This is a genomic window from Enterobacter sp. LU1, from assembly GCF_008271405.2.
In the GTDB taxonomy this organism is placed as follows: domain Bacteria; phylum Pseudomonadota; class Gammaproteobacteria; order Enterobacterales; family Enterobacteriaceae; genus Enterobacter; species Enterobacter hormaechei_C.
Genome location: NZ_CP043438.2, coordinates 3,252,282 through 3,266,291, shown reverse-complemented (window position 1 = coordinate 3,266,291; position 14,010 = coordinate 3,252,282). Strand labels below are relative to the sequence as shown.

The window sequence follows — 14,010 nt, the reverse complement described above, 5'->3', positions numbered from 1 at the left end:
AATAATGAGCCTGCAAAAAACCTGGGGTAACTTTCATCTGAGCGCGATGGGGGTGGTTTTACTCTCCGCGCTTCTCGTCGGGTGCGATGACAGCGTCGCGCAAAATGCCGCGCCGCAAGCGCCCGTTGTCAGCGCTGCTGACGTGGTGGTGAAATCCATTAGCCAGTGGGACAGCTTTAACGGTCGCATTGAAGCGGTGGAAAGCGTTCAGCTGCGTCCGCGCGTCTCCGGCTACATTGAGAAAGTGAATTACACCGACGGCCAGGAGGTGAAAAAGGGCGAGGTGCTGTTCACGATTGATGACCGAACCTATCGCGCCGCGCTGGAACAGGCGCAGGCGAACCTGGCGAGAGCCAAAACGCAGGCCAGTCTGGCGCGAAGCGAGGCTAACCGTACCGATAAATTAGTCAATACCAACGTGGTGTCCCGCGAAGAGTGGGAGCAGCGCCGTTCCGCCGCTACCCAGGCGCAGGCCGATATTCGCGCCGCACAGGCGGCGGTAGACGCTGCGCAACTTAACCTCGACTTCACCAAAGTGACCGCGCCTATCGACGGTCGCGCCAGCCGGGCGCTGATCACCAGCGGTAACCTGGTGACGGCGGGCGACAGCGCCAGCGTGCTCACCACCCTGGTCTCGCAGAAAACGGTTTATGTCTACTTCGACGTGGACGAGTCAACCTACCTTCACTATCAGAACCTGGCCCGCAGCGGGCAGCGGGTGTCCGGCGATCATGCGGCGCTGCCGGTGGAGATTGGCCTGACGGGCGAGGAGGGCTATCCCCATCAGGGCAAAGTGGATTTCCTGGATAACCAGCTCACGCCGGGTACCGGAACGATCCGCATGCGCGCGCTGCTGGATAACTCACAGCGTCAGTTCACGCCTGGACTCTTTGCCCGCGTGCGTCTGCCGGGCAGTGCGGAATTTAAAGCCACGCTTGTTGACGATAAGGCGGTGCTGACCGATCAGGATCGTAAATATGTTTATATCGTGGATAAAGACGGGAAAGCGCAGCGCCGTGACATTACGCCCGGGCGTCTGGCCGACGGTTTACGTATCGTACAGCAGGGGCTGAATCCCGGGGATAAAGTCATCGTCGATGGTTTACAAAAAGTGTTTATGCCGGGTATGCCGGTTAACGCGAAAACCGTTGCCATGACCGCCAGCGCCGCCCTCAACTGATCCCTTACCTGAGAATCCAATCCATGGACTTTTCCCGTTTTTTCATCGACAGGCCGATTTTTGCCGCCGTACTGTCGATTCTGATTTTTATCACAGGATTAATCGCCATCCCGCTGCTGCCGGTGAGCGAATACCCTGACGTCGTGCCGCCAAGCGTGCAGGTGCGCGCCGAGTACCCGGGCGCCAACCCGAAAGTGATTGCCGAGACCGTGGCAACGCCGCTGGAAGAGGCGATCAACGGCGTTGAGAACATGATGTACATGAAATCCGTCGCGGGCTCCGACGGCGTGCTGGTGACTACCGTCACCTTCCGTCCGGGTACCGACCCGGATCAGGCGCAGGTTCAGGTGCAAAACCGCGTCGCGCAGGCCGAAGCGCGTCTGCCGGAAGACGTGCGGCGTCTGGGCATCACGACTCAGAAACAGTCGCCAACGCTGACGCTGGTGGTGCATCTGTTTTCGCCTGGCGGTAAGTACGATTCACTGTATATGCGTAACTACGCCACGCTGAAGGTGAAGGACGAGCTGGCGCGTCTGCCCGGCGTGGGGCAGATTCAGATTTTCGGCTCGGGTGAATACGCGATGCGCGTCTGGCTGGACCCGAACAAGGTCGCGGCCCGCGGGCTGACCGCTTCGGACGTGGTCACGGCGATGCAGGAGCAGAACGTGCAGGTGTCCGCCGGGCAGCTTGGCGCCGAGCCGCTGCCGAAAGAGAGCGATTTCCTGATCTCCATTAACGCCCAGGGCCGCCTGCATACCGAAGACGAGTTCGGCAACATTGTCCTGAAAACCACGCAGGATGGTACGGTCGTCCGGCTGCGCGATGTGGCGCGTATCGAGATGGGGTCCGGCAGCTACGCGCTGCGCTCTCAGCTGAACAATAAAGACGCGGTCGGGATTGGTATCTTCCAGTCGCCGGGGGCAAACGCCATCGATCTGTCTAACGCGGTGCGCGCCAAAATGGACGAACTGTCCACACGATTCCCGGACGATATGAAATGGGCGGCGCCTTACGACCCGACGGTGTTTGTACGCGACTCGATCCGCGCGGTGGTGCAAACGCTGCTGGAAGCGGTGGTGCTGGTCGTGCTGGTGGTGATCCTGTTCCTGCAAACCTGGCGCGCGTCGATAATCCCGCTGATTGCAGTGCCGGTATCGGTAGTGGGCACGTTCAGTATTCTCTACCTGCTGGGCTTTTCGCTGAATACCCTGAGCCTGTTCGGGCTGGTGCTGGCGATTGGTATCGTGGTGGACGATGCCATCGTGGTGGTGGAAAACGTCGAACGAAATATCGAAGAGGGGCTCGCCCCACTTGCGGCAGCGCATCAGGCGATGCGTGAAGTGTCCGGACCGATTATTGCCATTGCGCTGGTGCTGTGTGCGGTATTCGTTCCGATGGCGTTCCTCTCCGGCGTGACCGGTCAGTTCTACAAGCAGTTTGCGGTAACGATAGCCATTTCCACGGTGATCTCCGCGATCAACTCGCTGACGCTCTCGCCAGCGCTGGCCGCGCTGCTGTTGAAGCCGCATGGCGCCCCGAAAGATTTCCCGACCCGGCTTATCGATCGTCTTTTCGGCTGGATTTTCCGTCCGTTTAACCGCTTTTTCCACCGCAGCTCGACTGGCTATCAGGGGCTGGTGGGCAAAACGCTCGGCCGACGCGGGGCAGTGTTCGTGGTTTATTTGCTGCTGCTTTGCGCTGCGGGCGTGATGTTTAAAGCCGTTCCCGGCGGGTTTATTCCGACGCAGGATAAGCTGTACCTGATCGGCGGCGTGAAAATGCCGGAAGGCTCGTCGCTGGCGCGCACCGATGCGGTGATCCGCAAAATGAGCGAAATCGGGATGAATACCGAAGGCGTGGATTATGCGGTCGCGTTTCCTGGCCTGAATGCGCTCCAGTTCACCAATACGCCGAACACCGGGACGGTCTTCTTTGGCCTGAAGCCTTTCGACCAGCGTAAACATACTGCGGCGGAAATAAACGCGGAGATCAACGCGAAAATCGCGCAAATCCAGCAGGGCTTTGGCTTCTCGATTCTGCCGCCGCCGATTTTAGGTCTGGGCCAGGGATCGGGCTATTCGCTGTACATTCAGGATCGTGCTGGTCTGGGCTATGGCGCGCTGCAAAACGCGGTGAACACCATGTCCGGGGCGATTATGCAGACGCCAGGGATGCATTTCCCTATCTCAACCTACCAGGCAAACGTTCCGCAGCTGGATGTACAGGTTGACCGTGATAAGGCGAAAGCGCAGGGCGTGTCGCTCACCGATCTCTTCGGGACGCTGCAAACCTATCTGGGCTCGTCTTATGTGAATGACTTCAACCAGTTCGGTCGCACCTGGCGCGTAATGGCACAGGCCGACGGGCAGTTCCGCGACAGCGTGGAAGATATCGCGAATTTACGCACCCGTAATAGCCAGGGTGAAATGGTGCCGATTGGCAGTATGGTGAAAATCACGACCACCTACGGTCCGGACCCGGTGATCCGCTACAACGGCTACCCGGCGGCGGATCTGATTGGCGATGCCGACCCGCGCGTGCTCTCTTCCGCGCAGGCGATGACGCAGCTGGACGGTATGTCTAAGCAGATCCTGCCGAACGGGATGAATATTGAATGGACGGACCTGAGCTTCCAGCAGGCCACCCAGGGCAACACGGCGCTGATCGTCTTCCCGGTCGCGGTGCTGCTGGCGTTCCTGGTGCTGGCGGCGCTGTATGAAAGCTGGACGCTGCCCCTGGCGGTGATCCTCATCGTGCCGATGACGATGCTCTCCGCGCTGTTCGGCGTCTGGCTGACCGGGGGCGATAACAACGTCTTCGTGCAGGTAGGGCTGGTGGTACTGATGGGGCTGGCCTGTAAAAACGCGATTCTTATCGTGGAGTTTGCCCGCGAGCTGGAAATTCAGGGCAAAGGCATTATGGAGGCCGCGCTGGAAGCGTGCCGCCTGCGTCTACGCCCGATTGTAATGACCTCTATCGCCTTTATTGCCGGGACCATTCCACTGATCCTTGGTCACGGGGCAGGGGCAGAAGTGCGCGGCGTCACCGGGATCACCGTGTTCGCCGGGATGCTGGGTGTGACGCTGTTTGGTCTGTTCCTGACGCCGGTCTTTTACGTAACGCTGCGTAAGTTCGTGACGCGCGGTAAAGCGGAAAGAGAGGTGTTGCCTGCGTAGGACGTAGCAGATAGCAAAAAGCCGCCTTCACAATGAAGGCGGCTTTTTTTTCGCAGTCTGTCAGGATTAGGGCGCTTTTTTATGCTGTGTGCAGAGTTCCGGCACCGGATCGCACCCGCTGGTATCGGCTTTTTTCACCTCTTCCAGCGCGCTGGCGACGGTATGGCGCGCTAAAACCGCTAACGAAGCCTGCTCCGCTTCATCAGCGATTGATTTGAAGTACCAGCAGGCGTTGGCGCTGACCACACAGCGGGCCGGGACGTCAGGACGGGACGCCCACAGCTTTTTATCTTCAGTGACGGAAAGGTAGATATCACGCAGGGTAATCTCTTCCGCCGGGCGGCCAAGGTGAATAGAGCCGTTGCGGCCAAGCGTGGAGACGATAATGCCGTCGCGGGCGAGAGGAACCATTAATTTGCGGATAAAGCTCGGATTCGCTTCCAGGCCGTAAGCCAGGATTGCACTCGTCGAACGTTCACCCGATTGCTCCGCCATCGCTACGCTGAGAACCATCTGCAAAGCTGTCGGGAAGCGGTAATCTAACATTTTTCTGTCCTGGGTTGCGGTGAATCTTGTTCTTTTTGGCACCGCAGAGGTGAATAATCAGTAAGTAACAATATAACAAATACGGTAATTTTATTGAAGCAATCTGCGGCATACGTGAAGTAACGCTGCGCTGACACATGTCAGGACGTGTAGCGCCGCGTTTACGTTCATGCGAACGCCGGATTCGGGAAATCAACGATCACCATAAGACCACCTTCGGCTGACGTACTCAGATTGACCCTGCCGTTGTGTTGCTGCGTAACGGCTTTAACGATAGCAAGCCCCAGTCCACTCCCGCTTTGGGTCTGATTAGGATCGCGGAAGAACCTGTCGAACACACGCTCCCGCAATTCAACCGGAATGCCGGGACCCGCGTCTGAGACGCGCAGCTGAGCGGACTTATCACGCGATTGCAGTTGTACCTCAATGCGTCCACCCTCAGGGCTGTACTTCACGGCATTCTCAATTAAATTGTCGATCAGCGATACCAGACGTTCCCGAATGCCTGTGATATGGATTTCATCATCGGCGATGAATTCAAACTCAATTCTGCGCCCGGACGCCAGCGGTTCCAGGGCAGCCATTCGCTCCTGAATAAGCGTCGTCAGCGGCACAGGCGACATCACCGTGCTGATGTGCGCTTCGCTGTGCATCATCAGCAGAAGCTGATTGACGAGACGCGCAGCACGGCTATTGCTGCGAACAATGCCCGCAAGCAGCTCCTGCTGGCTTTCGCTGATGACCCAGGACTGCAACGCCTCGACGTTGATCCGCATCGCGGCCAGAGGCGTACGCAGTTCGTGTGCGGCATCGGCAATAAACATTCTTTCCCTTTCGGCGCTTTCCCGCACCCTGGCCAGAAAGTCATTAATCGCGTCGACTGTCTGGCGAAGCTCCCTGTGTCTGGGGACGGCTTTTAAAGGCGAGAGATCGTCCGGCGTGCGCAATGAAATTTCATTCACCACCTTGTTCCAGGGGCGCATCGCGATGCGGATGGACAGCCACGCGGGGAACAGAAGAAAAGGGATGCATATCATCAGCGGCATGACGTAGTAGCCGCGCGAGTTCAGATAGATAAAGAAATTCCAGCTACCGGCAGGGGTAAAAAGGGTGACTTCCACGTCGGAGTGCGCGGATTTGAGGGTACGGCTCGTCCATGTATGGTCCTCACTCTGGACATGCTGCATGACCCCCAGACGGCTATTTTTTACCCCCGTTGGCGCACCATCCGAAGAAAAAATAATCTCGTTATTCTTGCGAACAATGAGGTTGATGGACAGCTCCGGATCTTCGCCGCCGCCATAGCCCTCCCGCAGCGCCTTGCTGAACGCTGCCAGCACAGCATCACGCGCCTGCGGACGATCGTCCATGCTCTCTACCAGGGAAAACAGGGTTTCATAAGTCTCACTGCCCGTCAGTATGGGAGGGCTACGCAGGTCTTCCAGCAAAATGAAGGTTAAAAAGAGACACCAGAGCAACGTAAGCAGCAGCATCTGGGCGACCAGCATTCGCCTGACCAGCGTGGGAAGCCGGAGGTGGTGCCAAAAATTACGCATCAACCTGCTGCCTTCTGAACGAGTACGGTATCGATGACATACCCAACGCCTCTTACCGTTCGCACAAAGCCATCGCCAATTTTTCGCCGCAGGTTACCCATATGCACGTCAAGCGCGTTGCTGAGGTTTTCTTTCGTGCCAAATATCCTTTCTTCCAGATACCGTCGCGTAAGCACGCGATCGGCGCGCAGCATTAACGTTTCAAGCAGCGCATATTCGCTTGCCGTCAGCTCAACGTGGCGTGCGCTCACCGTTACGCGACGCGTCGGAATATGAAGCGACAAACCGCGAATTTCTATTGCCTCATTTTCAAAACCGTAACTGCGCCGCGCAAGGGCTCTCACGCGCGCCAGCAGTTCGGCGAGAACAAAAGGTTTGACCAGATAATCGTCTGCACCTGCATCCAGCCCGCACAGGCGGTCCTGTAGCGTGCCTCGCGCCGTCAGGATGATGACAGGGACGCCCTTAAGCTGTTGACGCAGGCGCGTCATCAGGCTCATGCCATCGCCATCGGGCAGCCCCAGGTCGAGCAAAATAAGTTCCGGCACGCAGATCCCAAGCTGATGCAGCGCATCCTCTTTGCGGCGTACCCATATGACATCAAATCCTTGATCTGCAAGGGCGATACGCACGCCATTGCCGAGATCCAGGTCGTCTTCAATTAGTAGAATTTTCACATTGGTAACTGTATCAACAGTGCATGAAGAACAACTGAAGAAAAAACGGTAACAGGAATTCTTCAGGGTTTACAGAACCTTCACGTGCTTCAGCATTTCTTCATTTACGGCTCATAAGAACCTTAGGGTGAGTATTCAGAATGAGCGCTCTGGCGTTTAACACCGCTTGTATCGCAATCATCTGAATCCAAAGGGCTTCTTTAATGAGAAACATCACACTGCGTAATAGTTTCCCCCGTTCACGCATCGGTCGCAGCATGAAAAGCATCTTGCCGGGGGCCGTCCTGGCGTTACTGGCTACCCCGACCCTGGCGGCAGATCAGCCTCAGGGCAACGTGTTAACCCTGGGAGGCGGCGTGGATGTTGCGCCACGCTATTCCGGTTCGGACAAGAGCCGGGTCTCTGCGGCTCAGGTGGTTGATTACGCGATGGCCAATGGTTTTTTTGTCAGCACCACGCGGGGGATCGGCTACGGCAACAGCTTTGGTAACCTGGACTACAACGCAGCGCTGAGCTATCGCGCAGGACGTAAGGATCGCGACGTAAGCAGCGATTCGATCGCCTCCGGCAGCGACTACCTGCGAGGAATGGGTGACATTAAAGGTTCAGCTATCGTTGTGCCAGGGCTGGGATACAGGGTGACTGACTGGCTGACCGTGCAGTTGCAGGCAGAGGTCCCGGTTTCTGAGAGAGACAATGGTGAAGCTGTGCATTTCGGCATTGCCAGCCCGCTCTATACATCTCCGAAAAATGTGTTAGCGCTGGCGCTGACCGGTAGCTGGGGATCCAGTAAGTATGTGCAAACCTACTACGGGGTGAATGCCGCCCAGTCGGCCGCATCGGGTTTTGCCCGACACGATGCCGGATCGGGAATATATGCGTATTCGCTGAACCTGGACTGGACCCATAAGCTTACCTCCCGCTGGAGCCTGCTTGCCGCAGCTGGCGTTACGCAGCTGACGGGAGAGGCTGGCGATAGCCCCATTGTTCAGCGAAAAACGTCTCCTGTGGGAAGTTTGAAGGTGACGTACAGCTTCTGATGGTTCAGCGAGGGGTTAGGTGCGTTTGTGACAAAACCGCACATAACCCCGTTGCAGGAGCCGGAAGTGCATAAAGCCCGCAGGATGGCGTGGCCCGAAGTCGGACCGTTCATCATGCGGGCTTTTTTATCACTGTTGACCCGATAACGCCTGTTCAATCGTACGGGTAATGACGTCCGGCTGGCTGACCATCGATACATGGCTTGCCGCTACCTCCGTGGTGTTGGCGTTGATTTTCTTCGCCATTGCGCGCTCTAGCTCAGGATTGATCATCCGGTCATTTTTGCTGACCACATACCAGCTCGGTTTGTCATGCCAGGCGGCATGCGCGATTTTCTCCCCAAACGCATCGGCCTTAATGGGGCTCTGCGTCGCGGCAATCACGCTGCGCTCAACGTCCTTCACGTCAGGGGCGAAATTCTCGCTGACCGCTTTTATCGGCAGATATAAATACCCCTCTGTGGTTTTAGCGAGGCTGGCGCTCCCTGGCGGAGCAGGGAAGCTATTTGCCAGAGCTGCCGTCGACTGGCCGGAATCCGGCGCAAAAGCGGCAACGTAAACCAGTGACTTCACGCGGGCATTGTTTCCCGCCTCGCTGATTACCGTCCCGCCCCAGGAGTGACCGACCAGCACCACATCCCCATGAGCCCGGGCGATAGCACGCTGCGTGGCGGCGACATCATCTTTCAGAGACGTGAGCGGAAGTTGTACCGCAATGACCTCGGTATGGTGTTTTTGCAGCCGGGTAATCACCTTATTCCAGCTGCTGCCGTCGGCAAACGCCCCGTGTACCAGCACCACGCTGGCTTTCGTCTCTGCCAGCGCGCTGGTGGAAACCGCCAGCACCATCGCTGTTAATACAGACAATGCTTTCATAACAGGCTCCTTAAAAGTGATGAACCGCGGCGTGTGGCGGCACGGTGAATTCAACGGTTTTATGGTCGATGGGTTTATGCGTCGGGTCGGCAACGACGATCGTCACCTTGTGCTTTCCTGCGGGCAGCCCGACCAGGATCACCGGCTCGCCGCTGGTATCAGCCCAGTGCCAGGGCGCGTCATCCACCACAACGTGAATATGGCCGATACGCGGAGTGACTTTCAGCGCGTCGGGTCCAAATACAGGTTCAATGCGCAGGTTTTCGACACGGTACTGAATAAAGACCGCACCTTTACTTAGCGGTCCCGCCAGCGGCGGATCGACAATCAGTTTTGCTGGCGGCTGGGGGTGTTCAGGCGGGGCGACGGCGGCTGGACCGTTGACATCAGCGGCGCTCAGGCCATGCAACGGTGCGGCCATTGCGCCAGCAAAGGACGTCAGCGCAAATACAGGAAGCAGGAAATATCGACGAATCATCTGTTTCTCTCCTCATCAGTTTATTATGGCGAGGGATACAGAAGACCATTTTTATGTATCGGGGATGTTTGCTTTTGCGGGCGTGTTGTACCGGTTTGTCAGCGTAGCGCTCGGGATACAGTGCGATACAGTTTGTCTGCCGGGAGCAAACACGCTTTAGCGCTCGGGCGAATCCACCACAAGACCTGATTGCTGTGACTGAATTTTGTCCTGATGGTGATACCAGGCACCAATGGAGGAATAAACAAAGCGGCCAAAGAAAAACAGGAAACTGATGAGCAGTATGATGCGGGTCATCCGGGTGTTAAATCGATGTCGTTTTCGCATACGCGTAGCCTGACTCACTTTCTTTTCCTGAGTATACCCTTTTGGGCGATGCGGCTATTAAGGCACAGCCGCAAGTCAGGGTCAATTCGGCGAAATGTAAAATAGCGTCAATGCTTACATTAATTTATGTTATTAAAAACAACGCTTTTATTTATCGCATTGATAATTACAGGAAAAATATTCAAAAAAAACGTAAGAAAGGTTTATTCAGATAAATTAATTTGATTTAGGTCAACCGCATCCCGTCGTTGATATTTAAAATCCCTCCTCCACTGTGCTTGCCAGGAATTTTCCAGGCAACGTGTACGTCAGGTTGGATGCCTGTCTTCATTTACCCTCTGGAGCGCAAGGGTTGTAAACGAGCATCTATGAATATTCACCACATCCTGAAGCAAAATAAAGACCGCTGGTGGGCACTTCCTCTTATTTTACCCGTCGTGTTACTCCCGGTGCTTAGTGTGGCTAATACCTTAACGCAGTTGGGCGACGGTATCGTTGCGCTCTATTATCTACCGCTCTCCTTTTTGCTGACGCTGATGTTATTCTTTGGCCTGGAAGCCCTCCCCGGGGTGGTGGTGTCGCTGTTTTTACGTTATTACCCCTCCGTTGGGTTATTTGAAGCCATGGCCGGCATTCTGCATTTTATCGTTCCTCTGGTGCTCAGCTGGGGCGGTTATCGCGTGTTTGCGCCCCGGCGCAATATGACCGCTTACGGTGACATACGCCTGATGGGGCAGCGTATTTTCTGGCAGGTGTTTTGCCCGGCAACGCTATTTCTGCTGCTGTTTCAGTTTGCGGTCTATCTCGGCGTCTATGAGAGCCGCCAGAGCCTCGCAGGACTGAATCCCCTCAATATTCGGACCCTTATTAACTATCAGGGGCTGCTGGTGAGCGGGCTGACGGGCGTGCCGCTAAGCTACCTGCTGATCCGCCTGATACGTCATCCGCGCTATATCAAGGGACTGATGTCCCAGCTCCGCGCGCAAATAGACAAAAAGGTGACGGCCTTTGAGTTTGTGGTGTGGTTTTTAGCCCTGGGCGGGTTGCTGGTCATGCTGCTGCTGCCCATGAATGCAAACAGTTCCATTTTCAGTACCAACTACACCTTGTCCCTGCTGATGCCCGTGATGCTCTGGGGGGCGATGCGCTTTGGCTACAAGCTGATGTCACTCATCTGGACGCCGGTCCTGCTGGTGTCGATTCACTTTTTTTATCACTACATTCCGGTGCAAGAGGGTTATGGCATTCAGCTGGCGATCACCTCATCCAGCTATCTGGTCTTTTCCTTCGTTGTGACGTACATGTCGATGCTGGCGACACGCCAGCGGGCCATCAATATTCGCTCCCGCAGTCAGGCTTTTCTCGATCCGGTGGTGCATATGCCCAACCTGCGGGCGCTGTCGCGCGAGCTGGCCAGTCATCCGTGGTCAGCGCTCTGTTTACTGCGCGTGCCCGAGCTGGAGGTGCTGGGACGCAATTACGGCGTGATGCTGCGGATCCAGTATAAACAGCAGCTGGCGCAATGGATAAACGGCACCCTTCAGCCCAATGAGCGAGTCTATCACCTCACCGGGTATGACATGGCGGTGCGTCTGGAGGCGGAGTCGCATCAACAGCGCATTGAAACGCTGGACGAGCATATCAAGCAGTTTGTTTTTATCTGGGATGGTATGCCGGTACAGCCTCAGGTCGGCGTGAGCTATTGCTATGTACGCTCACCCGTCAATCATCTCTATCTGGTGCTGGGGGAACTGGGCATCGTGGCCGATCTCTCCCTTTCTACCAACCACCCGGAAAATCTTCAGCAGCGCGGGGCTGTTCATTTGCAGCGTAGCCTGAAAGATAAGGTCGCGATGATGAGTCGTTTGCAGGCCGCGCTGGAGCAGGACGCTTTTACCCTGCTGGTTCAGCCCGTTCGCGGGCTGCGCGGTGATTGTTATCACGAGGTGCTGCTGCGAATGCGTGATGATAACGGGGCGCTGATCTTTCCCGAGCAGTTCCTGCCCATTGCACAGGAGTTTGGTTTATCGTCGCGTGTTGATTTATGGGTACTGGAGCGTACGTTGAGTTTTCTGGCACAGCACCGCCAGCGTTTGCCGGGCCAGCGCTTTGCGATCAACCTCGCACCTTCTACCGCCTACAGGGCGCAGTTCCCGCTTGAAGTGAGCCGCCTGTTAACCAAATACGCCGTTGAAGCGTGGCAGCTGATCTTTGAAGTGACCGAAAGCAGCGCCTTTGGTCATGCGGATCTGGCGGCGTCGACCCTCAGGAAATTACAAAAAATGGGCATCCGGATCGCCATTGATGATTTTGGCACGGGCTACGCCAGCTATGCGCGGTTAAAAAGCGTGGACGCAGACATTCTCAAAATCGATGGCGGTTTTATTCGCAATATTGTCAGCAACAGCCTGGATTACCAGATTGTGGCTTCCATTTGCCATCTGGCCCGGATGAAGAAAATGCTGGTGGTGGCGGAATATGTGGAAACGGAAGAGATACGTAGCGCGGTGCACGCGCTAGGTATCGATTATGTGCAGGGCTATTTGATTGGGTTGCCGACTGAGCTTGATACGTTGCTCAACACGCAGCCTTCTCAGGAGAGCGCCTGAGCCGTTACGCTGCCGCCTCAGAACTCTCTTCTTCAATCTTCAACAGCCAGCCGGTGACCGCTTCCCAGTACTGCTGCTCTTTTTCCAGATCCAGCAGCACCAGCGCGTTCTGGCTAAACCAGTCGTGCGGGAAGCTCAGCGTCCAGTGATAGTCATCCGTTTTTAGCTTCAGCGTCGGCGGCGTGGTGGTTGCCTGTCGCTGATTATTGAGCAACACGCCCAGGCGCAACAGCTGAATGAGCGGCAGGAACTGCTTTTTCTTAAATAACGTAAAGCGCGGCAGATCGTCGAGCTTGATGGCTTTGCGGTGATAGCGCACCAGCGTCGCCATCATGGATTGCTGCTCCTGGTTGAAGCCAGGCAGATCGCTGTTTTGCAGAATATAGGCCGAATGGCGATGCATTCCGCTGTGGTTAATGTTCAGCCCCACCTCGTGCAACATGGCGGCCCATTTCAACAGCGCGGCCAGCTGCGGATGCGCCAGCTTCGGATTCTGCTCCTCCCACTGCTCGTACATCTGAACCGTGGTTTCGAGCACCCGTTTCGCCTGTTCGCGGTCGATGTTGTACTGGTTGGCCAGGCTCTGCGCGGTGCGGCTGCGAATATCCTGATGACGGAAACGGCCTTCCATCTCATACAGCACGCCTTCACGCAGGGCGCCGTCAGAGAGGCGCAACTCTTTGATCGCCAGCGCGTCAAACACGCCGCAGAGGATCGCCAGCCCCGGTACGAACACGGCTTTACGTTCGTCGGACAGACCCGGCAGACTCAGGGCGTCGAAGCTCTTATGCTTAAGCACCTCTTCGGTGAGTTTCACCAGGCGCTCAGGCGTAATAAAGCCGTCTTTTTCACCCATTGCCAGCAGCACTTCATGGGCCGCTTTAATCGAACCCGATGCGCCCAGCGCCACGTTCCAGCCCTGAATACGGTATTGCCAGGCCAGATTTTCCAGTTTTTGTACGGCGGCCATGCGCGCGCGCTGGAAGTTTTCGCGGGTGATGACGCCGCCCGGGAAATACATCTGCGCGAAGCTGACGCAGCCCATACGGCGGCTTTCCACCAGACGCGGCTCGAAGTCTTCGCCAATCACCAGTTCCGTGGAACCACCGCCGATATCAATCACCAGCTTGCGGCCTTTTTCCGGCTGCGTATGCTCCACGCCCATAAAAATCAGGCGCGCTTCTTCGTTACCGGAGATGATCTCAATCGGGTAGGGGATAACCTTTTCCGCGCGCTTAAGAAACTCCGGCGCGTTCAGCGCCTGGCGTAGCGTATGCGTCCCGACGATGCAGACGCTGGACGGCGAAAAGCCTTGCAGACGTTCTGCGAACAGCGACAGACAGTTCAGCCCGCGCTCCATGGCCTCTTCGCTCAGCATGTTACGCGCGTCGAGACCATCGGCCAGATGCACACGCTGCTTCAGACGACCGATGATCTGCATCGCGCCATCCACCTCGCGGGCGATGACCATATGGAAACTGTTTGAGCCAAGATCGACCGCGGCGAACTCCTGCGGGCGTGGGGTATTATCGTTTATTGGCATAG

Annotated in this window: 11 protein-coding genes; 4 read left to right on the top strand and 7 right to left on the bottom strand. The window is 56.4% G+C overall.

The window, feature by feature from the left end; all coding sequences use genetic code 11:
* Positions 1–4: 4 nt before the first annotated feature.
* Both FZF21_RS15545 and oqxB read left to right on the top strand, forming a co-directional pair.
* Positions 5–1,180, top strand: a complete 1,176-nt coding sequence (locus FZF21_RS15545; RefSeq protein WP_023295135.1) for an efflux RND transporter periplasmic adaptor subunit — start codon at positions 5–7, stop codon at positions 1,178–1,180.
* 23 nt (positions 1,181–1,203) lie between these two features.
* The gene (gene oqxB, locus FZF21_RS15540) at positions 1,204–4,356 is read left to right on the top strand and encodes a multidrug efflux RND transporter permease subunit OqxB (protein ID WP_047736702.1); all 3,153 of its coding nucleotides are present in this window, start codon (positions 1,204–1,206) and stop codon (positions 4,354–4,356) included.
* Positions 4,357–4,422: 66 nt separating this feature from the next.
* On the opposite strand, the gene FZF21_RS15535 is transcribed toward oqxB, so the two are convergent.
* The 3 genes from FZF21_RS15535 to FZF21_RS15525 form a co-directional block, all read right to left on the bottom strand.
* The gene (locus tag FZF21_RS15535; RefSeq protein ID WP_003860591.1) at positions 4,423–4,902 is read right to left on the bottom strand and encodes an Rrf2 family transcriptional regulator; all 480 of its coding nucleotides are present in this window, start codon (positions 4,900–4,902) and stop codon (positions 4,423–4,425) included.
* Positions 4,903–5,069: 167 nt separating this feature from the next.
* Positions 5,070–6,458, bottom strand: a complete 1,389-nt coding sequence (locus FZF21_RS15530; RefSeq protein WP_045327324.1) for an ATP-binding protein — start codon at positions 6,456–6,458, stop codon at positions 5,070–5,072.
* Positions 6,458–7,135 carry a response regulator gene (locus FZF21_RS15525; protein ID WP_063946209.1) on the bottom strand — a complete coding sequence of 226 codons (678 nt, stop codon included), beginning with the start codon at positions 7,133–7,135 and terminating at the stop codon, positions 6,458–6,460. Before FZF21_RS15525 ends, FZF21_RS15530 begins: the two co-directional genes overlap by 1 nt.
* A gap of 203 nt (positions 7,136–7,338) precedes the next feature.
* On the opposite strand from FZF21_RS15525, the gene FZF21_RS15520 reads away from it, so the two are divergent.
* A complete protein-coding gene (locus FZF21_RS15520) occupies positions 7,339–8,175 on the top strand; it encodes a MipA/OmpV family protein (protein ID WP_063931630.1) in 837 nt (278 codons plus the stop codon).
* Between the two features lie 129 nt (positions 8,176–8,304).
* Here the strand turns inward: FZF21_RS15520 and FZF21_RS15515 are convergent, their stop codons facing one another.
* From FZF21_RS15515 to FZF21_RS15505, 3 genes are all read right to left on the bottom strand, one after another.
* Positions 8,305–9,051 (bottom strand): alpha/beta hydrolase, encoded by a 747-nt coding sequence (locus FZF21_RS15515; RefSeq protein WP_032649056.1) that lies wholly within the window; start codon positions 9,049–9,051, stop codon positions 8,305–8,307.
* Positions 9,052–9,061: 10 nt separating this feature from the next.
* Positions 9,062–9,529, bottom strand: coding sequence for a DUF6130 family protein (locus tag FZF21_RS15510; RefSeq protein ID WP_040117934.1), 468 nt, complete (start codon positions 9,527–9,529; stop codon positions 9,062–9,064).
* 156 nt (positions 9,530–9,685) lie between these two features.
* On the bottom strand, positions 9,686–9,856 hold the full coding sequence (locus FZF21_RS15505) for a YfgG family protein (RefSeq protein ID WP_017383512.1): 171 nt from the start codon (positions 9,854–9,856) through the stop codon (positions 9,686–9,688).
* 368 nt (positions 9,857–10,224) lie between these two features.
* Here FZF21_RS15505 and FZF21_RS15500 point away from each other — a divergent pair, with 368 nt between their 5' ends.
* Complete coding sequence (locus FZF21_RS15500) at positions 10,225–12,465, top strand: EAL domain-containing protein (RefSeq protein WP_149121252.1); 2,241 nt, start codon at positions 10,225–10,227, stop codon at positions 12,463–12,465.
* Positions 12,466–12,469: 4 nt separating this feature from the next.
* Here the strand turns inward: FZF21_RS15500 and ppx are convergent, their stop codons facing one another.
* The gene (gene ppx / locus FZF21_RS15495) at positions 12,470–14,008 is read right to left on the bottom strand and encodes an exopolyphosphatase (RefSeq protein ID WP_017383510.1); all 1,539 of its coding nucleotides are present in this window, start codon (positions 14,006–14,008) and stop codon (positions 12,470–12,472) included.
* Positions 14,009–14,010 lie beyond the last annotated feature (2 nt).